The sequence below is a fragment of the Thermotoga sp. 38H-to genome (genome assembly GCF_011057665.1).
Taxonomy (GTDB): Bacteria; Thermotogota; Thermotogae; order Thermotogales; family Thermotogaceae; genus Thermotoga.
The window spans coordinates 150,702-170,938 of record NZ_LNFZ01000001.1; the positions used below are offsets into that span (position 1 = coordinate 150,702).

20 protein-coding genes and 1 tRNA gene are annotated in these 20,237 nt (G+C 48.7%); 13 read left to right on the top strand and 8 right to left on the bottom strand.

The genetic code is table 11. From position 1 onward, the window contains the following. Window positions 1–8: 8 nt before the first annotated feature. Genes AS158_RS00720 through AS158_RS00730 form a run of 3 tightly spaced genes read right to left on the bottom strand, consistent with a single transcriptional unit; the run spans window position 9 to window position 2,953 of the window. A complete protein-coding gene (locus AS158_RS00720; protein ID WP_010865285.1) occupies window positions 9–806 on the bottom strand; it encodes a carbohydrate ABC transporter permease in 798 nt (265 codons plus the stop codon). Beyond that, the gene (locus tag AS158_RS00725; protein WP_004080044.1) at window positions 803–1,648 is read right to left on the bottom strand and encodes a sugar ABC transporter permease; all 846 of its coding nucleotides are present in this window, start codon (window positions 1,646–1,648) and stop codon (window positions 803–805) included. Before AS158_RS00725 ends, AS158_RS00720 begins: the two co-directional genes overlap by 4 nt. A gap of 42 nt (window positions 1,649–1,690) precedes the next feature. After that, window positions 1,691–2,953: an ABC transporter substrate-binding protein gene (locus AS158_RS00730; RefSeq protein WP_004080042.1), complete on the bottom strand. Its 1,263-nt coding sequence runs from the start codon at window positions 2,951–2,953 to the stop codon at window positions 1,691–1,693. 155 nt (window positions 2,954–3,108) lie between these two features. Here AS158_RS00730 and AS158_RS00735 point away from each other — a divergent pair, with 155 nt between their 5' ends. Continuing rightward, entirely contained in the window at window positions 3,109–4,176 is a 1,068-nt protein-coding gene (locus AS158_RS00735) for a radical SAM protein (protein WP_165304330.1), read from the top strand. A 4-nt stretch (window positions 4,177–4,180) separates the two neighbouring features. Here AS158_RS00735 and AS158_RS00740 read toward each other — a convergent pair whose 3' ends face one another. Genes AS158_RS00740 through AS158_RS00755 form a run of 4 tightly spaced genes read right to left on the bottom strand, consistent with a single transcriptional unit; the run spans window position 4,181 to window position 8,012 of the window. Further along, on the bottom strand, window positions 4,181–6,127 hold the full coding sequence (locus tag AS158_RS00740; RefSeq protein ID WP_011943957.1) for an ATP-dependent helicase: 1,947 nt from the start codon (window positions 6,125–6,127) through the stop codon (window positions 4,181–4,183). A 9-nt stretch (window positions 6,128–6,136) separates the two neighbouring features. Beyond that, complete coding sequence (locus AS158_RS00745; protein ID WP_011943956.1) at window positions 6,137–6,505, bottom strand: divergent PAP2 family protein; 369 nt, start codon at window positions 6,503–6,505, stop codon at window positions 6,137–6,139. Next, window positions 6,498–7,580, bottom strand: coding sequence for a redox-regulated ATPase YchF (ychF, locus tag AS158_RS00750; protein ID WP_165304331.1), 1,083 nt, complete (start codon window positions 7,578–7,580; stop codon window positions 6,498–6,500). The genes AS158_RS00745 and ychF overlap by 8 nt, the downstream gene beginning before the upstream one ends. A gap of 9 nt (window positions 7,581–7,589) precedes the next feature. Further along, window positions 7,590–8,012: a hypothetical protein gene (locus AS158_RS00755; RefSeq protein ID WP_038053235.1), complete on the bottom strand. Its 423-nt coding sequence runs from the start codon at window positions 8,010–8,012 to the stop codon at window positions 7,590–7,592. A 369-nt stretch (window positions 8,013–8,381) separates the two neighbouring features. Between AS158_RS00755 and AS158_RS00760 the strand changes: the two genes are divergently transcribed. The 12 genes from AS158_RS00760 to AS158_RS00815 all read left to right on the top strand — a co-directional run bounded on the left by AS158_RS00760 (window position 8,382) and on the right by AS158_RS00815 (window position 19,567). After that, window positions 8,382–8,458: transfer RNA gene (locus tag AS158_RS00760), tRNA-Pro, on the top strand. 114 nt (window positions 8,459–8,572) lie between these two features. After that, a complete protein-coding gene (locus tag AS158_RS00765; RefSeq protein WP_038053233.1) occupies window positions 8,573–9,265 on the top strand; it encodes a phosphoribosylaminoimidazolesuccinocarboxamide synthase in 693 nt (230 codons plus the stop codon). Continuing rightward, window positions 9,241–9,489, top strand: a complete 249-nt coding sequence (gene purS, locus AS158_RS00770; RefSeq protein ID WP_038053231.1) for a phosphoribosylformylglycinamidine synthase subunit PurS — start codon at window positions 9,241–9,243, stop codon at window positions 9,487–9,489. The genes AS158_RS00765 and purS overlap by 25 nt, the downstream gene beginning before the upstream one ends. Continuing rightward, window positions 9,486–10,127: a phosphoribosylformylglycinamidine synthase subunit PurQ gene (gene purQ, locus AS158_RS00775; protein WP_165304332.1), complete on the top strand. Its 642-nt coding sequence runs from the start codon at window positions 9,486–9,488 to the stop codon at window positions 10,125–10,127. Before purS ends, purQ begins: the two co-directional genes overlap by 4 nt. Further along, window positions 10,127–11,938: a phosphoribosylformylglycinamidine synthase subunit PurL gene (gene purL, locus AS158_RS00780; RefSeq protein WP_206516515.1), complete on the top strand. Its 1,812-nt coding sequence runs from the start codon at window positions 10,127–10,129 to the stop codon at window positions 11,936–11,938. The genes purQ and purL overlap by 1 nt, the downstream gene beginning before the upstream one ends. 4 nt (window positions 11,939–11,942) lie before the next feature. Beyond that, complete coding sequence (gene purF, locus AS158_RS00785) at window positions 11,943–13,238, top strand: amidophosphoribosyltransferase (RefSeq protein WP_165304334.1); 1,296 nt, start codon at window positions 11,943–11,945, stop codon at window positions 13,236–13,238. Then, entirely contained in the window at window positions 13,199–13,816 is a 618-nt protein-coding gene (purN, locus tag AS158_RS00790) for a phosphoribosylglycinamide formyltransferase (protein WP_165304335.1), read from the top strand. The genes purF and purN overlap by 40 nt, the downstream gene beginning before the upstream one ends. Continuing rightward, window positions 13,797–15,155, top strand: a complete 1,359-nt coding sequence (locus tag AS158_RS00795) for a bifunctional phosphoribosylaminoimidazolecarboxamide formyltransferase/inosine monophosphate cyclohydrolase (RefSeq protein ID WP_165304336.1) — start codon at window positions 13,797–13,799, stop codon at window positions 15,153–15,155. The genes purN and AS158_RS00795 overlap by 20 nt, the downstream gene beginning before the upstream one ends. A 12-nt stretch (window positions 15,156–15,167) precedes the next feature. After that, window positions 15,168–16,361, top strand: a complete 1,194-nt coding sequence (purD, locus tag AS158_RS00800; RefSeq protein ID WP_165304337.1) for a phosphoribosylamine--glycine ligase — start codon at window positions 15,168–15,170, stop codon at window positions 16,359–16,361. Next, window positions 16,358–17,293, top strand: coding sequence for a phosphoribosylformylglycinamidine cyclo-ligase (purM, locus tag AS158_RS00805; protein ID WP_165304338.1), 936 nt, complete (start codon window positions 16,358–16,360; stop codon window positions 17,291–17,293). The genes purD and purM overlap by 4 nt, the downstream gene beginning before the upstream one ends. Window positions 17,294–17,295: 2 nt before the next feature. Further along, window positions 17,296–17,871: a hypothetical protein gene (locus tag AS158_RS00810; RefSeq protein ID WP_165304339.1), complete on the top strand. Its 576-nt coding sequence runs from the start codon at window positions 17,296–17,298 to the stop codon at window positions 17,869–17,871. Beyond that, a complete protein-coding gene (locus AS158_RS00815; RefSeq protein ID WP_165304340.1) occupies window positions 17,837–19,567 on the top strand; it encodes an NAD+ synthase in 1,731 nt (576 codons plus the stop codon). The genes AS158_RS00810 and AS158_RS00815 overlap by 35 nt, the downstream gene beginning before the upstream one ends. Here AS158_RS00815 and AS158_RS00820 read toward each other — a convergent pair. Then, window positions 19,551–20,201, bottom strand: coding sequence for an HAD family phosphatase (locus AS158_RS00820; protein WP_165304341.1), 651 nt, complete (start codon window positions 20,199–20,201; stop codon window positions 19,551–19,553). The two genes, AS158_RS00815 and AS158_RS00820, sit on opposite strands and share 17 nt — an antisense overlap. Window positions 20,202–20,237: the final 36 nt, after the last annotated feature.

Here is a 20,237-nt window from a genome sequence, read left to right on the forward strand (position 1 = left end):
ATCACCTCTCATTTCAGGGTGATACCCCACATGCTTACAAGATATTTCCTTATGAAGAATATGAAGACCATCGCAGGAACGGCCATGATCGTTCCCGCAGCGAACTTGAAGTAGTCCGGTGATGCCATGGCGGTGTTCAGAATGTGTGCTGGAAGTGTTCTGTTCGTGAGTGTGAGGATCGAAGAAGCGAAGACTTCGTTCCAGGACATGATGAAGGCGAATATGGCAGATGCGGCGAGGCCAGGAAGAGCAAGAGGCAGCGTGATCCTTATAAACGCCTGGAATCTGCTGAGACCGAAGACCATCCCCGCTTCTTCGTATTCGACAGAGATTCCGGAGAAAACACTGGATGTGATGAGAACGACGAACGGAAGTATCATGGAAGCGTGAGCCAGTGCCACACCAAGCGTGGTATCCGCGAGGTTAAACCTCATGTAAAGAACCACAAGAGGTACCGCCACCACAATCAACGGAATCGATCTTGTCATAAGCATGGAAAGTCTGATGATGTTTTTTCCCGGAAACACGTACCTTGTGAGGGCGTATCCAGCTGGAAGCCCCAGCAGGAAAGAGATTCCTATCGAGATGAGCGCCACCTGCACACTGACCAGAGTGGCTTTCCCACCCCCGAGGGTGACGAACAGCTTGTAGAGATGTTCCAGTGTGAGACTACTCGGAAAGATCCTGCTGGGATTGTAGTAATCCGAGGACGGTGTTAGAGACGCAAGAACAATGAAGAACACCGGCGTCAGAAACCACAGGGAAATGATCACCGAAAGAAAAATTATGAAAAACTTCTTCATCATCGAGCCCCCTCTAAATGTTTTGCACTGAGGAAGGTGATGTAAAACCAGCTAACCACGATGGTGACAAGAGCGATCACGAGAGCGTACGCACTGGCCATCTTTGGGTCGTTCATGAAGGTGTACCAGTAGTAGGTCTCACCAGCGAGAACGGGAATGTCTCTTCCCGCAAGAAGCCACACCACACCGAATATCTGAAACGCGAAGAGAGTCCTCAGAAGGAGCGCCGACATGATCGATGGTTTCAAGAGCGGGAGTATGATCTTTGTGAATTTCTTCCATCTTGAAAAACCGAAGAGATCTGCAGCTTCGAGATACTCTTTGTTTATCGACTGAAGACCCGCCAGGAGGATGATGAAAACAAGGGGAGTAGCCCTCCACACCTCCGTGAGAACGATCACCCAGAATTCCCTCGCTTTGAACATGTATCCAAAGAAATAAATGGGTCTTTCTATCAGATGCAAATTCATGAGAATTTTGTTGAGATAGCCGTTCGGCGAAAATATAGTGTAACTCATGAGTGCTGCTGTCACATCACTCAGAGCCAGTGGGATCGCTATAAAGTAAAGTACCGTCGTGTAACCTTTGAACTTCTGATTGACGAAAAGAGCGAGTCCCAGTGCGAATATGAGCTGAAGGGGAACGATCACTGCTGTGAGAAGAATGGTGTTTTTCATGGCGCCCCAGAAACCACCATTCTCCACAAGGCGCTTGAAATTTCCAAGAAAACCTTCATCGCTTGTAAAAGCGAGTCTGAACGTTTCGAAGAGAGGATATCCCATCAACAAAACGAGATAAAGAACAGCTGGAAGGATCAAAAGAAAAGAAATCCATTTCCCTCTCATGGTGCACCCCCGGAAAAGGGGTGGGGATCCCCACCCCGGGTATCAGAAGAGACTTGCGTCGGGTTCTGGAAGTTCCGCTCCGGATTCTTTGAACAGCTGTCTGATTCGCTCACCGAGTTCCTTCACTACCTTCGCTGGGTCTTCACCCTGGAAGACGATCCTCGTGAAGGCCATTCTGTAGGTTTCGGTGAACTCTCCGCTCTTTGGTCCAAGACTCGGTATGAAGGAAACGATAGAATCCTTCGTGGCGGACTGATTTATCACACCTTCTGCGAGCACTTTGAGGGCACCTTCTGGCACGGCACCAACGGCTTCCTGAACCACTGGGAAGAAACCGACGTTCTTGAGGATTTCAACCTGCATCTCTGGAGAAGTGAGGAAGTCTATCACTTTCGCGGGTTCTTCGAAGTCCGCATCCTTCGGTATGGCAAGGCCCACGAGCACTATGATGTACCCTCTACCCATCGGCCCTCTTGGGACCGGTACAACAACGAAATCGTTAGGCTTTTCAACGATCGCGGGTTTGAGTCTTGCAGTGTGATCCCAGGCGATCCAGACTTCTTCTCTCAGGAGAGGATCGGCCATCCCGTCCCAGGTGGAGCTTGCCGGATGTACGTATTTGAAGAGCTCCTTCAGATAGTTCCACATTTCAACGGCCCTCACACTGTCGAACTTCAGAGCCTGCGCTCCCGTGAAGGATGGATAGATGTAGCCGTGGAGGAACCTGTGCCAGAGTCCCTTCGGTCCGATCGGGAAGCCAAGAAGGGGTTGTTTCGTCTTCTCATAGATGTTCTTTGCCCACTCGAGCAGAGCGTCGTAAGTCCACTTCTCCGTCCCCCTGATGACGTCTTCTTTCGAAAGACCGCGCGGCAGGTAGTCAAATGCCTTTTTGTTAACGGCCATCACGTAAGTTGCCTGGAGCCAGGGAATGAACACCTTTTCACCTTTCACATAAGCGAACTTCTCAAGCGTCTCGATGAAGGTTTTTCCTTCGAATTTGAGATCCTTGAGATCGCTCAGAAATCCTTCGGAAGCCATTATGTAGAGGTTTCCCTGGAGGTCTGCAATCAGGTTCAACGTATTTTTACCGGCTCTGATCTCCGCCTGGAGCCTGCTGTAGAGCTGTGGATACTCGAAGTTGAGGAACTCCACATCGATACCGCTCTTCTTCGAAAATTCCGCGAGTTTGTTGAGCATGAACTCCCTTTCAGCAGCGGGCGTCATCTGTGTAGAAGCGAAGTTTACCTTTCCGAACATGAGACCCGCAACGATCAGAAGAACCATGAAAAACAACCACTTTCTCACCTTGAACACCCCCTTGAAAAGATTTTTCAAAATTGGATATGTGATAGAAAATTTTCTACATCCATATCATAATAAAAAATTGCTCCCTTTGTCAAGAGGTGTTAACATAAAAGGGATATTCGTCCTTTTGAACACTCTATGGAGGGTTTTTTAAGATGGGAGTCTGCAGGATTTGTGGTCTTTCACTTGATGAGATCAGCGATTCGATAGGTGTCTGCCTGGAGTGCCTGAGAGAGGGGAATCTGGATTTTGCAAGGAAGGTCCACAGAAGATGGAGGGAAGAGATCGGTCTTCCCGTTGAAAGGTGGGCTCGTGAAGAAGGAAAGGTGTGTTTCCTCTGCGTCAATTCGTGCGTGATACCGGAAGGGAAAACAGGATTTTGCGGCGTTCTCAGAAACGAAGGAGGCAGGCTCTCCTATATAACAGGCTCTCACAGGAAGGCCTTCCTTCACTGGTACTACGATCCCCATCCAACGAACTGCGTCGCACTACCTATCTGTCCGGAAAGAGAACACAGGGGCTTTTACAATCTCGCAGTCTTCTTCGCAGGATGCAACCTCGACTGCCTCTTCTGTCAGAACATAGATCACAAGTACATGTTGAAAGACGAAAGGATATCCGAAGGAAAGATCATGGACATCGACGAACTCGTTGAGATAGCTATGAAACCACGCGTCTCCTGTGTGTGCTTTTTCGGGGGAGATCCCACTCCCTGGACTGTGTTCGCACTGGAGTTTGCCGTGAAGCTGGGAAATCGCCGAAGGATCTGCTGGGAAACGAATGGTCTTGCTCATCCCAGGATCATGGAGAGGATGGCCAGAGTCAGTCTTGAAAGTGGTGGCATAGTCAAGATAGACTGGAAGGCCTTTTCACCGGAGGTTTATGAAGCGCTGACCGGAGTTGACGGGAAGAGTGCCGTTAGAAGAATCATGGAGAACGTGCAGCTGGTTTCCTCCATGGGTAAGGGAAGAGAAATACCACTTCTTGTTATCAGTGTTCTTGTAATACCTCACTACATCGACGAAAAGGAAATAGAAGGAATCGCAGGGTTCATTTCATCGGTGGATCCAGAAATTCCCCTTGTTCTCCTTGCGTTCGCTCCTCAGCACCTGATGAGCGATCTTCCAACCACCAGAAAACATCACATGGAGAGAGTGAAACAGAAGGCACTCGAAAAGGGTCTGAAGAGGGTGTTCGTGGAGAACGTTTGGCTTCTGAGCTAAAGTCTCATTTCACTTCCCAAAACTCGACGAGTTCAAGCGGTATTCTGTCAATGAAATTCTCTCCGCTTCTCATGATGAACCTGTTTCCGCGGTATGGGTAGGAGGTTCCGGTGACCTGGTAGGAAATATACAGCTGTTCCTTTGCTCTTGTTATGGCAACGTAGAAGATCCTCTCTTCCTCATCGAGATTCCCTTCGGATATCGCGAAATAATTCGGAAAGTCTCCGGGATTCACAGAGATGACAAAAACGACTCTCCACTCGAGCCCTTTTGCCTGATGAACGGTGGTGAGAGTGACCTTTCCCTCTTTTTGAGAGATTTCTCTTTCTATTTCAACGTTTTCCGTCACAGCAAGATCCGTCAGGAAGGATTCGAGACTTGTGTAGCGAGACGCTATTTCAACGAGCCTTTCCAGATCCATCTCCCTTTCACGGAAATCAGGATACCTCGCTTCCAGATATTCGGAATAAAAAGAAGACAGGACGCGCTCTATCATTTCCCCAGGAGAATCGAGCTTTCTGATCTGATCGAGAATATCGATAAACCTGCTGTACTCACCACTGAAACTCACTTTCTTCAGTTCCTGGAAGGGATCCAGACCTTCTTCCACGTAAGCGCTGGCGAGATCCGCTATCTTCGAAGCCGTTCTGTCACCGATCCCGTAGAAGAGCTTTGCAGTCCTCAACCATGCGGATTTGTCCCTTGGATTTTGAACGATTCTGAGAAAAGAAAGAACGTCCTTCACGTGGGCGCTCTCGGTGAATCTGGGACCAGACAACACACGGAAATCTATTCTACTTCGAACGAGTTCCATCTGAAGCTCCAGAGAGTGCGAATGTGATCTGTAGAGAACTGCGATTTCTTCTGGTTTGAACCCTTCTTCTATTAACTCGAGAATCCTCTGAGACACGAACCGCGCTTCTTCGTATCTATCCCAGGTCTTGACAACAACAGGTTTCATACCATCCTTCTTTACCGGCTTCAGTTCTTTTGGAACGGATTTTTTCGGAAGCATGGCGTTTATGAATTTCACAATACTTTCCGTGCTTCTGTAGTTCGTCTGGATCTTGAAGATTTTTGTTCCGGATACCTTTATGAAATCTTCAACGTTTTCGTACCTTGCCCCTCGAAAGGAGTAAATACTCTGGGCATCGTCTCCAACCGCCAGGACGTTGCCGTGTTTCGACGATAGGTGTTCCACTATCCTGTACTGAACGTAGTTGGTATCCTGGAACTCATCAACGAGTACCCAAAGGAATCTTTCCGCCTCTCGATCTCTTATTTCTTTGTTCTCTTCTAAGAGTCTGTAAGCGTAGAAGAGAAGGTCTTCGTAGTCCACCACATTTTGAGAGCGTTTTTCCTGTTCGTAGAGATCGAAGATCTCCGAGATTTCTTCTTTCAAGTCCAGAAACTTTGGATTCTTCACTACGATACTTTCCCTCAAAGATTTGAGAGTATTTTTCATATAAGAATATATAGCCATCAAAACAGAAGGCTGGGGGAAGTTTTTTCTCTCTTCTTTACTCTTTCTTTCGAGGTACTTGCTTCTTGCATGCCTCATGAGGCTCTCCGCGTCTTCTCTGTCCAGGATAGAGTAATTTCGTTCCAAACCCACGTAAGGTGCGTACTTTCTCAAAAAGTAGTTGCACACATGGTGGAACGTTCCGGCGAGCATCTCAGAAAGCTCTCTTCCGGTCACCGTCTTCGCTCTCTCTACCATTTCCCGCGCCGCTGCTCTGGTGAACGTGACCAGAAGAATCCTGGAAGGATCCACACCGTTCGCCAGAAGATAGGCGATCTTGTACGTGATAACCCGGGTTTTCCCAGACCCCGGGCCTGCTATTACAATGCATCTTCCCTCTGATTCAACGACTGCTTTTCTCTGTTCCTCATCCAGATCTTCCAGAAAAGAAAGATTCGCTTCCTTGGGCCTTATCCGGTATTCTTTCATCTCTTCACCTCACCAAAGATGGAGCCGCGCGGGGAAAATGTGGGCGATGAGCATTCCGAGTCCAAGGCCAGCGAGCGCCTCCAGAAAGTTGTGCCCCAGATCCTTCTTCACAGCCGGTCTCAGAACGATGGCATCCATGAATATGATTACAAGGAGAATGGCAGCGATGGAAGTGTAGGGAGAGTCGAATCCCGTGCTTCGGGCGAGTGACCACGCAAGGCCAGAGACGGTGGCCACATGACCGCTGGGCATACCACCGTAGCTCTTCAGCATCTTCACGTCTCTTTTGATCAGAAACTTTATGAACTGAGCCGTCAGGAAAGAAATAACAGCCGTGGTGAACGGCGTGCTCCGAAAAATCTTCCAGACGTCAAGCACGGAATAGGAAATGGATCACATCCCCCTCTCTTACAATGTAATCTTTTCCATGTGTTTCCACAGCTCCGGCTTCACGTGCTTTTTTCAGAGAACCAAATTCCACGTATCTTTCGAAAGGAATAACTTCGGCCTTTATGAACCCTTTCTGTATATCTGAATGAATCAAACCCGCCGCTTCATAGGCAGTGGATCCTTTCTTTATAGTCCAGCTTCTCGCCTCATTCTGCGTCGCTGTCAAAAATCTTATAAGGTTCAGAAGTTTCAAAACCTTCTCGAAAAACTCCCTCCTTTTGTCACCGAAAAGGTTGTACTCTCTCCTGAAAACTTCCGCCTCTTCTTCCGGGAGAAATTTCAATTCTTCTTCGAGCTTCACGTTTATTATAATGTATTCCTCGTCCTTTTCTTTGACGATTTCTTCTATCAGTTTTCTTTTTTCTTCGTCCAATTCATCGACGTTGAAAACCAGTATCTGAGGTTTATCTGTGAGGAGGAAGAGGGATTCGATCACCTCTTCCTCGAATCTGTCGTGCCTTGGAAATTTCGAGGCCTTTTTACCCTGAGAGAGAAACTCCCGAAGATTCTGGAGGAGTTCTACCTCTCTCTTTGCTTCCTTGTCTCCCGTTCTTGCAACTTTCATCCGCTTTTCGAGACGCTTTTGAACAGTTTCGAGATCCTTGAGTATGAGCTCGGTTTCGACTATTTCTATGTCTCTTTTTGGATCCACGTTCTGATACGGATGAGAAACTCTTCCGTCTTCAAAAAGACGGACGACATGGGCTATAACATCCACCTTGCTTATGTGGTCAAGGAACTGATTTCCAAGTCCTTCTCCTTTGCTGGCTCCCTTGACGAGTCCCGCGATGTCAACAATTTCAACGAAAGGATGTACCACCTTCTTTGATCCTTCGTTCTTCGCGAGGATCCCTACCCTTTCATCCTGTACTACGAGAATCCCCACGTTCGGTTCAATCGTGCAGAAAGGAAAACTTTCTGCAGGTACGCTGTTGTCGGTCAGGAAGTTGAAAAAGGAGGATTTCCCCGCGTTGGGAAGACCTACTATTCCCACCCTCTCCAAAGTATCACCTCAGTATTCTTCTTCGTCAAAAAAATCCTCTTCGTCCTCGTCGAAGAAATCCTCTTCGTTGAAAAGGTCAAAATCTTCATCTTCGTCGTATTCATCCTCTTCTTCCTCGAACTCCTGTTCAGTTTCTGTCTGATGAATGGACAGGGGCTTTCTTGGATCAAGCATGCCGTCGAACACTTTCCTTTCTTTGCCGTTGACTACAAGGTACCCTTCCGCTTTGGCAGGTTTCCCGTAGGCAGTGATTACCATCATGATGAGATTTTCATCCACATCGTAACCCGGTTCTGACTCGATCACCAGAGCGTTGTCGTAGTAGAGTTTGTTCTTTACCTCACTGGCATGTTTCTGGATTTTACTGTTGTTGAGAATTTCCTTTGCAGTCTCTTCACTGATATGAATTCTGAGGATATACCTGAAGTCCACGCTCTTCACTCCCCTGAGAAATTTTTTTACGCTTTCCGAATTATACAGGAAAGGTTTTAAAAGTCAAGGGTTCAATCGTTGAACTTCTCCATATTTTTTGAAAGCATTGAGTGTCTTCAGATCTTACCTGTCCAGTACCAACTCCAATTGCAATGTCTTTTCGATGAAGGATTTTTCTTCACCCGCGCACGTGGTGATTCCGAATATGATCGCAAGGTCTTTGTTTAATTTTCCTGCTTATCCTCAAAGGTTATAACTTTCTAGGATGTCATCTGCCAAAATTTTATCTGTTCTGAAAGCTAAATCAACAGACGAATTGGGATAAACGATTGTCCGGTGCAAAATCATATGTTATAATACCAGAGGCTACGGGGAGTAGCTCAGATGGCCAGAGCGCCAGAATCGGGATCTGGAGGTCGCGGGTTCAAGTCCCGCCTCCCCGACCAAGGACGGGAGCAAAGGCTCCCGTTTTTCTGTTTTTTTCAAAGTGTTTACCTCCGATGTAATTTTCATTCATGATTGGAGTATAGAATTTTCAAAAAGGGTGAGGAGGCGAGCGTGTGAATTACGAAGGAAAGACAAAAATTGTTAGGGTCACCGGCGATTATGCCCTGCTCGAGTTCAAAGACGATATAACCGCTGGTGACGGATTAAAGCACGATGTCCTAACGGGTAAAGGATCCATCTGCGCAGAAACAACCGCTATCCTCATGAAGTACCTCTCTGAGAAAAACATCAAAACCCACCTCGTTGAATACATCCCCCCTCGAACGCTGAAAGTCATTCCTCTGAAAATGTTTCCCCTCGAAGTGGTCGTGAGATTGAAAAAGGCAGGCTCTTTTGTGAGAAGGTACGGTGGAGTTGAAGGGGAAGACCTTCCAGTTCCTCTCGTTGAGTTTTTCATAAAAGACGACGAAAGACACGACCCAATGGTTTGTGTTGATCATCTCGAAATACTCGGCATCGCAACAAAAGAACGGGCAGAAAAGATGAAAGAAACGGCGGTGAAAGCCACTCTCGCTCTCAAAGAGTTTTTTGAAAGAGCGAACTTCGAACTCTGGGACATAAAGTACGAGTTCGGCCTTGACAAAAGCGAAAACGTTGTTCTCGGTGACGAAATCTCTCCCGACACGTTCAGATTGAGAAAGAAGGGTGATATCTTCGATAAAGATGTGTACAGAAGGGATCTTGGTGATACCTTAAAAAAGTACAGGGAGGTGCTGGAACTTTGCCGATCTTTAAATTCGCAATAGACGTTCAGTACAGGAGCAACGTGAGGGATCCGCGCGGAGAAACGATCGAACGTGTTCTTAGGGAAGAAAAAGGCCTTCCAGTGAAAAAGTTGAGACTTGGAAAGTCCATCCACCTCGAAGTGGAAGCGGAGAATAAAGAAAAAGCGTACGAAATTGTGAAGAAAGCCTGTGAAGAACTTCTGGTGAACCCCGTTGTTGAGGAATATGAGGTGAGGGAGCTGTGAAACCCAGAGCCTGTGTGGTGGTCTATCCCGGTTCCAACTGTGACAGAGACGCGTACTACGCTCTGGAAATAAACGGCTTTGAGCCGAGTTACGTCGGGTTGGACGACAAGCTGGACGACTACGAATTGATCATTCTACCTGGAGGGTTTTCCTACGGAGACTATCTGAGGCCCGGTGCTGTTGCCGCAAGAGAAAAGATCGCCTTTGAAATAGCAAAAGCCGCTGAAAGAGGAAAGCTGATAATGGGAATATGCAACGGCTTTCAGATTCTCATAGAGATGGAACTCCTGAAAGGAGCCCTTCTTCAGAATTCGTCTGGAAAGTTCATCTGCAAATGGGTGGATCTGAGCGTGGAAAACAACGACACACCGTTCACAAATGCTTTCGAGAAGGGAGAAAAGATAAGAATACCAATAGCGCACGGCTTTGGAAGATACGTGAAGATAGATGACGTGAACGTGGTTCTCAGATACGTCAAGGACGTGAACGGCTCAGACGAACGAATAGCGGGTATTCTGAACGAGAGCGGAAATGTCTTCGGTCTCATGCCCCACCCAGAAAGGGCGGTTGAAGAACTCATAGGCGGAGAAGACGGAAAGAAAGTGTTCCAGTCCATCCTCAACTACTTGAAGAGGTGATGAAGTTGAGATATCTGAACATTCTCAAGGAGAAGCTTGGAAGAGACCCCACCTTCGTCGAGCTTCAGGCTTTTTCAGTCATGTGGAGCGAACACTGTGGATACTCTCACACGAAGAAGTACATAAGAAGGTTACCGAAAACGGGTTTTGAGGGAAACGCGGGTGTGGTGAACCTAGATGATTACTATTCCGTCGCTTTCAAGATAGAGAGTCACAATCACCCGAGTGCGATAGAACCTTACAACGGCGCAGCAACGGGTGTCGGTGGAATCATCAGAGACGTCCTCGCAATGGGAGCCCGGCCAACAGCCATATTCGACTCACTCCACATGTCCCGAATCATAGACGGTATCATAGAAGGAATAGCCGATTACGGTAACTCCATAGGTGTTCCAACAGTCGGAGGAGAACTCAGGATCTCTCCTTTCTACGCGCACAACCCCCTTGTGAACGTGCTTGCAGCGGGTGTTGTGAGAAACGACATGCTGGTCGATTCGAAAGCATCGAGACCGGGGCAGGTCATAGTGATCTTCGGAGGAGCAACGGGAAGAGACGGAATCCACGGAGCGTCTTTCGCTTCAGAGGATCTCACGGGGGATAAGGCAACCAAGCTTTCAATCCAGGTTGGTGACCCGTTCGCTGAGAAGATGCTCATAGAAGCGTTCCTGGAAATGGTGGAAGAGGGACTCGTGGAAGGAGCTCAGGATCTGGGAGCGGGCGGTGTGCTGTCAGCGACTTCAGAACTCGTGGCGAAGGGAAACCTCGGTGCGATCGTCCATCTGGACCGTGTTCCCTTGAGAGAACCAGATATGGAGCCCTGGGAAATCCTCATAAGCGAAAGCCAGGAAAGAATGGCGGTCGTCACATCGCCTCAGAAGGCGAATCGCATTCTGGAAATAGCCAGAAAGCACCTTCTTTTCGGCGATGTCGTTGCCGAGGTGATAGAGGAGCCAGTTTACAGGGTGATGTACAGAGACGATCTCGTCATGGAAGTTCCTGTTCAGCTCCTCGCGAACGCTCCAGAAGAGGACATTGTCGAATACACACCCGGAAAGATCCCGAAGTTTGAAAGGATAGAATTTGAAGAAGTGAACGCGAGGGAAGTCTTCGAGCAGTACGATCACATGGTTGGAACGGACACTGTGGTTCCACCCGGATTCGGCGCAGCCGTGATGAGAATAAAGAGAGATGGTGGATACTCCCTCGTCACACACAGCAGAGCGGATCTGGCCCTTCAGGACCCCTACTGGGGAACCTTCATAGCCGTGCTCGAGAGCGTGAGAAAGACACTCAGTGTTGGAGCGGAACCCCTCGCTATAACGAACTGTGTGAATTACGGGGATCCCGATGTTGACCCGGTAGGACTTTCGGCTATGATGACTGCTCTCAAGAACGCTTGCGAATTCTCTGGGGTCCCTGTTGCATCGGGAAACGCTTCTCTCTATAACACGTACCAAGGAAAACCTATTCCACCCACTCTGGTTGTGGGAATGTTGGGAAAGGTGAATCCACAGAAGGTGGCAAAACCGAGGCCTTCGAAGGTGTTCGCAGTGGGATGGAATGACTTCGACCTCGAAAGAGAAAGAGAACTCTGGAAAGCCGTAAGAAAACTCTCAGAAGAAGGTGCTTTCATCCTCTCTTCGTCACAGCTTCTGACGAGAACTCACGTAGAGACCTTTAGAGAGTACGGTTTGAAGATCGAAGTGAAATTGCCAGAAGTGGAGCTAGCACATCAGATGGTGCTCGTTTTCTCTGAAAAAACCCCCGTAGTCGATGCTCCTGTGAGGGAGATCGGTACGCTCTCGAGGTGATTATATGTGCGGAATTGCAGGAGTCTGGAACGTGAAAGACGCTTTTTCTGTCCTTCACGATGTGCTTCTCGGTCTTCAGCATAGAGGACAGGAAAGTGTTGGTGTTGTGGTAGATGGGTTCAAAACGATAAAAGGAAAAGGGCTCGTGGACACCGTTCTCACTGAAGACAGGTGGGAAGACGCTGAAAAGGGTATCGGGCACGTGAGGTACTCCACGGCCGGATCGCTCGAGGACATTCAGCCAATCGTGGCGTTCACGAGAAAGGGAAGGCTCGCAATCGCACACAACGGGAACATACCCAACGGCGAAAAGTGGATAGAGATGCTCAAAGAGAAAGGAGCAGTTTTTCAGAGCTCGCTTGACTCGGAGGTCTTCCTCCATCTTATTTCGATGTCTGAAGGAGACCTAAAAGAATCCATAGTGAAAGCGCTGAAGAAAGTTCCTCTTGCTTACTCTCTTCTCATCCTCCACGAAGAATTCCTCGCTGCGGCGAGAGACCCGTATGGCATTCGCCCCCTGTTCTATGGAAAGTACGGTGAGGGAATCGTTGCGGCATCGGAAGATGCAGCGCTGAAAGCGATTGGTGTGGAAGACATAGAAGAAGTTCCTCCCGGAACGGTTGTGTTCTTCTCGAACAACGGTGCAGAGACGGTGAAGTTCGCCAGAAAAGAAAAGCGGTTTTGCTCCTTCGAATTCATCTATTTCGCGAGGCCGGACAGTCACTTTCTCGATCAGAGCGTACATATAACCCGTTACAGAATGGGCGAGGAACTCTACAGAGAAAACCCGATAGAAGCGGACGTGGTTGTTCCAGTGCTGGACTCCGGGCTTTCCGGAGCGATGGGATTTTCTTCTGCCTCGGGTATTCCTCTTGACATCGGCCTTATGAGGAACAGATACGTGGGAAGAAGTTTCATTATGCCGGTGGACAGGGAAAAGATCGTCAAGAAGAAGCTCGTTCCCATAGAGGATGTTGTGAGTGGAAAGAGGGTTGTTGTCATCGACGATTCAATCGTCAGAGGAACAACCATGGGCATCATCGTGAAGATATTAAGAGAGGCGAGTGCGAAGGAAGTACACGTTGGCATACACTCTCCACCTGTGCGTTTCCCCTGTTTCTACGGGATAGACACTGCCAGAAAGAAAGAACTTGTCGCGGGAGAACGTGCCGTGGAAGAGGTGAAAAAGATAGTCAACGCTGACTCTCTCTTTTATCTTTCACTCGAAGGATTGAAAAGAGCCATCGGGAGGAGTGAACTGTGTGTAGCGTGCTTCAACGGGGAGTACCTTCACGAATAGTCGTTCTCGCGTCAGGGAACGGGAGCAATTTCGAAGCGATCGTGAACGCGGTGCGAAGCGGTGAATTGAGTGCGAAAATCGAGATGCTCCTTGTGGACAGAGACTGCTACGCGATAGAACGAGCGAAAAGGCTGAAAGTCCCCTGGGAAAAGCTCGAGAAATCCTGGGCGGAGTCTTTGAAAAAAAGACTCGAAGAGTTGAATCCCGATCTTGTGGTTCTCGCCGGTTTCATGAGGATTCTTCCGGCAGAGATCGTCGAAAGGTGGAAGTGGAAGATCGTCAACATCCACCCCTCGCTTCTTCCTGCTTTTCCTGGGACTCACGCCATCGAGAAGGCCTACGAATACGGTGTGAAGGTCACAGGAATCACCATCCACTTCGTCGACGAGGGAGTCGACACCGGTCCCATCATCTTTCAGAAAGCAATTGAAATAAAGAAAGACTGGACTCTTGAAAGACTGGAAGAAGAGATCCATAAGATAGAACATCAGTACTATCCGCTCGTCATTCAAAAGGTACTGGAAGGAAGATGGAATATCGAAGGAAGGAGGGTTATCCTTGAAGAGGATATTGGTTAGTCTCTACGAGAAGGAAAAATATCTGGACATTCTGAAAAAACTCCACGAAAACGGCTGGGAGATCTGGGCGAGCTCCGGTACCGCTAAGTTTCTGAAAGCGAACAGAATAGAAGCAAACGACGTGAGCACCATAACGGGTTTCGAGAATCTCCTCGGAGGACTCGTGAAGACTCTCCACCCGGAGATATTCGCTAGCATCCTCGGACCAGAACCCAGATGGGATGTGGTCTTTGTGGATCTCTATCCACCTCCAGACATCGATATAGGAGGAGTTGCTCTTCTTCGAGCGGCAGCCAAGAACTGGAAAAAGGTGAAACCCGCTTTCGACATGGAAACCCTCAAACTCGCAATTGAGAGAGATGATGAGGAGACGAGAAAGTACCTCGCTGGAATGACTTTTGCGTTCACCAGCGTGTACGACTCGATAAGGGCCAACCAGTTTGTCAAGGGAATTTCCCTTGCCTTCAAGCGAGAAGATCTCCAGTTGAGGTACGGAGAGAATCCTCATGAAAAGGCGTTCGTATACGGAAAACCCGCTTTTGAGATCTTGCACGAGGGAAAGGCAATCTCGTTCAACAATATATTGGACGCGGAAAACGCGTGGTTCGTGGCTAAGAACCTGCCAAAGATGGGTGCGGTTGTAGTGAAACACCAGTCCCCATGTGGTGCCACGATAGGAGAAGACAAAGTGGAAATCGTGAAAAAAGCCATCGAGGCGGACGACGAATCCAGTTTTGGAGGAATCCTGGCCGTGAACTTCGAAATGGACGGAGAAGTGGCGAAGTCACTGAAAAAGTACCTCGAGGTGATCGTGGCACCTTCTTTCACACAGGAAGCAATCGAGATTCTCTCCAAGAAAAAAGTGCGTCTCTTAAAACCTGAGGGTTACACTCCGTGGGCTGGAAAGATGGCATTTGGCTCTCTCGTCTTGAGTGAAAGAAAGTACCCCGAAGGAAGTTTTGAACTGGTAGTTGGAGAGCCTCTCTCGGAAAGAGAGCTTGAGGATCTGGAATTCGCTTACCGTGTTGTGGAAGGAGTGAAATCCAACGCGGTTCTCATAGCAAAAGACGGCGTGACTGTGGGTATAGGAAGCGGACAGCCTTCGAGAAAGAGAGCTGCGTGGATCGCCACCGTGATGGCAGGAGAAAAAGCGAAGGGAGCGGTTGCGGCCTCCGACGCGTTTTTCCCGTTCCCAGACTCACTCGAAATACTCGCTCAGGCAGGTGTGAAAGCGGTGGTCGCTCCTCTTGGATCCATAAGAGACGAAGAGGTGATCGCAAAAGCCAAAGAACTTGGAATCACGTTCTACAAAGCTCCGAGCAGGGTTTTCAGACATTGAGGGGTGAAAGCGGTGAGATTACACATACTTGGTTCCGGAGGAAGGGAACACGCAATAGGATGGGCTTTCGCGAAGCAGGGGTACGAAGTCCACTTCTATCCAGGAAATGCAGGAACGAAGAGAGATGGAACGAACCATCCCTACGAAGGAGAAAAGACCCTGAAAGCCATCCCCGAAGAGGACATCGTGATACCGGGATCCGAGGAATTCCTGGTAGAGGGTGTTGCAAACTGGAAATCCAACGTCTTCGGACCGGTGAAAGAGGTGGCAAGGCTCGAAGGATCCAAGGTCTACGCCAAAAGGTTCATGAAGAGGTACGGTATAAGAACCGCTCGCTTCGAAGTGGCAGAAACCCCAGAGGAGTTGAGAGAGAAGATAAAAAAGTTTTCCCCTCCTTACGTGATAAAGGCGGACGGGCTCGCACGAGGAAAGGGTGTTCTGATCCTCGACTCTGAGGAAGAAGCCATCGAAAAGGGATCGAAACTTATAATCGGAGAACTCATAAAAGGTGTGAAAGGCCCTGTTGTGATAGATGAATTTCTCGCTGGGAACGAACTTTCCGCCATGGCGGTCGTGAATGGAAGGGGTTTCGTGATCCTTCCCTTCGTCAGAGATTACAAGAGGCTGATGGACGGTGACAGGGGACCGAACACGGGAGGTATGGGCTCCTGGGGACCTGTAGAAATCCCTCCCGATACGATCAAAAAGATCGAGGAGCTCTTCGATAAGACCCTGTGGGGAGTGGAAAAGGAAGGTTACACATACCGGGGATTCCTCTACCTTGGCCTCATGCTTCACGATGGCGATCCTTACATACTCGAGTATAACGTGAGACTGGGCGATCCAGAAACGGAAGTGATAGTGACGTTGAATCCCGAAGGATTCATCAACGCAGTTCTTGAAGGATACCGCGGGGGTAAAATGGAGCCGGTGAAACCTCAGGGATTCGCTGTAGACGTCGTTCTCGCGGCGAGGGGCTATCCTGACGCTCCCGAAAAGGGCAAGGAGATCACCCTTCCAGAAGAAGGTCTCATATTCTTTGCGGGAGTCGCGGAAAGAGATGGTAAACTCGTGACCAGTGGAGGACGTGTGCTTCACTGCATAGGAACGGGAGAAACGAAGGAAGAAGCTCGAAGAAAGGCCTACGAACTCGCGGAAAAGGTCCACTTCGAAGGCAAGATCTACAGGAGGGATATCGCTCTATGAAATACACTTACAGAGAAGCAGGAGTCGATGTCGAGAGGGGAGAAAGCTTTGCGAAAACTATAAAAAGCGCTGTAAAGCTTCCCGAATGGGTGATGAAAGAGCCCACGGGATACGCTTCCGTACTCACGATCACAACTCCCCCGGTTGTTGTAACAGCCGATGGGATCGGCACCAAACTCATCCTTCACAGAAAGCACGGGACCTGGCGCTACGCGGCCGAAGACCTTGTAGGTATGAACTACAACGATCTGGTCTGCGTGGGAGCGAGGCCTGTGGCCTTTCTGGACTACCTTGGGGTCGAGAGAATCTCCGAAGAGCACGAATCGTTCATAAAAGAGCTCGTGAGCGTCCTTGACAGTGTGGGCATGAAACTGGTGGGCGGTGAGACCGCCGAGATGCCCGATGTTTATCGTGGAGACTGGGACGCTGTGGGCTTCGCTGTCGGTGTTTTAGAAAGACAAATACCAGTTGATAAGATAGAAGAAGGAGATGTGATTGTTGGTATTCCGTCATCGGGGTTCCACTCGAACGGCTGGTCCCTCATAAGAAGGATCATAAAAGAGGAATCCATAAAGATCGAGGAACTTCCCTTTGAACTTCTGAAAGGAACACGCATATACAGAGAAGTCATCGAAGTGTTCGACCTGGTGAAAGGGATCGCACATGTAACTGGTGGGGGAGTGTTGAGAGCTCTGAAGAGAGTCCTCGGAAAACTCGGGGCGCACGTTTCTCTACCAAAGAGGGACTTCGTTGATTGGATATTGAAGTATGTGGACTTCAACGAAGCGGTCAACACCTTCAACATGGGTGTTGGAATGTTTCTGATCGTGGAAAAACAAAAAGTGGACGAGGTTCTGGCCAGAGTAGATGGAACAGTCGTTGGGGAGGTCTCTTCAGACTGGAAAATCGAGTACGGAGGTGAGGGGGGATAAGTGTGATCGAGAGTTTCGTGAAGGGATTCAAGGAGATGGTTCAAAACACAAAACTCGCTGTGATAAGCGTTATGGCTCTCGTTCTGGGGTTTGTGGCGGAAATGCTCTACATCTTCACTGGGAAGTACGATTTTCTGAGCCTCGATTTCTTCGTCATAAAACTCTTTGAAGAAACACTGCTTGCACTGCTGATGGGGGCTCTTCTGATTCCAAGAAGAAGAGAAAATCCTCTCAGTCTTCTCGTGTTTTCAGCGTTTTACGGGTTGACGATAAGCGCTGGTTTTTCTCTGTTCGTTCTTCCCGGTTTTGTGGCCTTCATGTTTCTCTTCTTTGCTCCTCTGCTTTCCGTGAAGAACGAACCTCCTTCCAGCGTCCTGAAAAAGAATTACAGAATGGTGTTCAAAGGAGAGAAAACGGCGGACGTGTTCCTCTCTGCGGCCGTTGTATTCATCGTCTGGTTCATACCGTATCTGGGTTCCATAATATCGAATCTCTTGAGAGTTGTTCTGGTTTACTCTATGTACCGGGTAATGGAGGGATCCTATGAAAAGACTGAGAGTGACGCTGGCTCAGCTTAATCCGACTCTTGGAGACTTCGAGGGAAATCTAAAGAAGGCAGTAGAAACCCTCAGAGTGGCGGAAGACCGGGGAAGTGATCTTCTAATCTTTCCAGAACTCTTTCTTCCCGGTTATCCTCCCGAAGACCTCATGCTTAGGCTCTCGTTCCTCAGAGAGAACAGAAAATACCTTCAGAAGTTCGCTCAGCACACGAAGAATCTTAGTGTTACCGTCTTGATGGGTTTCATAGACAGCGACGAGGATGCGTACAACGCCGCCGCGGTTGTGAAAGACGGTGAGATCCTTGGAGTGTACAGGAAGATATCTTTGCCGAACTACGGGGTTTTCGATGAGAGAAGATACTTCAAACCCGGAGAAGAACTCCTCGTCGTGAAAATGGATGAAATCAAAGTGGGTATTACCATCTGCGAAGACATCTGGAATCCGGTGGAACCAAGTGCCTCGCTTTCCTTAGGTGAGGGAGTTCATCTCATAGCAAATCTTTCGGCTTCTCCCTACCACGTGGGGAAACCTGCTCTGAGAAAAGATTACCTCTCTATGAAGGCTTACGACTACCACGTGGCCGTGGCTTACTGCAACATGGTCGGGGGTCAGGACGAACTCGTCTTCGATGGAGGAAGTATGGTGGTCGACGCTTCAGGAGAGGTCATAAATTACGGAAAGCTCTTCGAAGAGAATATCATCACGGTGGATCTGGATCTGGACGAGAACCTCAGAGTCTCCCTTGTGGATCCGAGAAGAAGGTACATGAAGACCCATAATTATCCGGTGAAAACCGTGGAAGCGGGGAATCTTCGGGAGAAATCCGGGCATTTTGAACCGGTGGTGAATCCTCTTCCTGTGAGAGAAGAAGAGATGTTCAGGGCTCTGATCACGGGTCTGAGAGACTACGTGAAGAAAAACGGTTTTGAAAAGGTCGTAATAGGGCTCAGCGGAGGAATGGACTCTTCTCTCGTCGCGGTCGTAGCAACAGAAGCTCTGGGAAAAGAAAACGTGAAAGGTGTTCTCATGCCGTCCATGTACACCTCAAAAGAAAGTATCGAAGACGCGCAAACGCTGGCGAAAAATCTGGGCATAGAGACTTTCATCGTTCCCATCACAGATGTGTTTCATTCCTACCTCGAAGCGCTCAAAGACGTCTTCGTCGGGCGAGAACCAGATATAACCGAAGAGAACCTTCAGGCAAGGATCAGAGGAAACTACCTCATGGCACTTTCCAACAAGTTCGGATGGCTCGTTCTCACGACAGGAAACAAAAGCGAGATGGCGACGGGATACGCGACTCTCTACGGAGACATGGCGGGAGGATTCGCTGTCATAAAGGATGTTTACAAGACAGACGTTTATAGGATAGGAAGATGGTACAACAACTGGAGAGGAAAAGAGATCATCCCGGAAAACATTTTCGTGAAACCCCCCACGGCTGAGCTCAAACCCGGTCAGACGGACCAGGAGAAACTACCACCGTACGAGGTGCTCGATGAAATACTGAGACTCTACATAGAAGAAGGGCTCGATCCAGAAGAGATAGCGTCTAAAGGCTTCGACAGGAAGACCGTGCTTGAAGTGACGGAAATGATACGAAAGAACGAATACAAGAGGAAGCAGGCCGCTATTGGTGTGAAGATCTCCACGAGAGCTTTTGGAAAAGACTGGAGAATGCCGATCACAAACAGATTTAAAGAACCTCTTTGAGAACGTTCAGGATCTCCTCGGGTTTCACCAGAGCAACCGCACCCGCTTCAAGAAGCGCTTCACCGTCGTTCAAAGAGTGGACGACTCCATAAATTCTTTCTATGCCGGCGCTTTTTGCAGCCTCAACACCGCTCTTCGAGTCTTCGAAGACCACGACCCCCTCTGGAGCTACATTCAACCCTTCCAGAACGAGAAGATATATCTCTGGATCAGGCTTTCCGTTCTTCACCTGATCACCGAACACCATGATGTCGAAGTACCTTTCGAGATCGAGTCTTTTCAGCCTTTCCAGAGCTTCTCGCTGCGGTGTGGAGGTTGCGAGCGCGAGTTTTATTCCTTTGCTCTTTACGAACTCAAGCGCCTCTCTCACACCTGGGTTTTCCTTGAGAAGCTCAGAGAAAACACACTTTTTTTCTTCGTGGACCCTCTTTCTAAAGTTCTCCAGAGAATCTTCTATCTTCAGCACTTCCATGAGAATAGGAAGACCTTCTCTTTCCGGAACTCCCATTATCCTCCTGTGGAGATCCTCCGTGTAAGGTTTTCCGTAGCTTTCTGCGACTCTTCTGTAAGCTTCGAAGTAGAGAGGCTCTGTGTCCATGAGCACTCCATCCATATCGAAAATCACCGCTTCCATCCTTACTCCTCCTTTCTTTTAAAAGAATAACATGAA

What these genes read in the sequence shown, in the direction of transcription:
- AS158_RS00820 (WP_165304341.1), bottom strand. Translation starts at nt 20,201, where the DNA reads ATGGAAGCGGTGATTTTCGATATGGATGGAGTGCTCATGGACACAGAG.
- purM (WP_165304338.1), top strand. Translation starts at nt 16,358, where the DNA reads ATGAAATACACTTACAGAGAAGCAGGAGTCGATGTCGAGAGGGGAGAA.
- AS158_RS00740 (WP_011943957.1), bottom strand. Translation starts at nt 6,127, where the DNA reads ATGAAAGAATACCGGATAAGGCCCAAGGAAGCGAATCTTTCTTTTCTG.
- AS158_RS00720 (WP_010865285.1), bottom strand. Translation starts at nt 806, where the DNA reads ATGATGAAGAAGTTTTTCATAATTTTTCTTTCGGTGATCATTTCCCTG.
- AS158_RS00735 (WP_165304330.1), top strand. Translation starts at nt 3,109, where the DNA reads ATGGGAGTCTGCAGGATTTGTGGTCTTTCACTTGATGAGATCAGCGAT.
- purL (WP_206516515.1), top strand. Translation starts at nt 10,127, where the DNA reads ATGAAGTTGAGATATCTGAACATTCTCAAGGAGAAGCTTGGAAGAGAC.
- AS158_RS00725 (WP_004080044.1), bottom strand. Translation starts at nt 1,648, where the DNA reads ATGAGAGGGAAATGGATTTCTTTTCTTTTGATCCTTCCAGCTGTTCTT.
- purF (WP_165304334.1), top strand. Translation starts at nt 11,943, where the DNA reads ATGTGCGGAATTGCAGGAGTCTGGAACGTGAAAGACGCTTTTTCTGTC.
- AS158_RS00815 (WP_165304340.1), top strand. Translation starts at nt 17,837, where the DNA reads ATGAAAAGACTGAGAGTGACGCTGGCTCAGCTTAATCCGACTCTTGGA.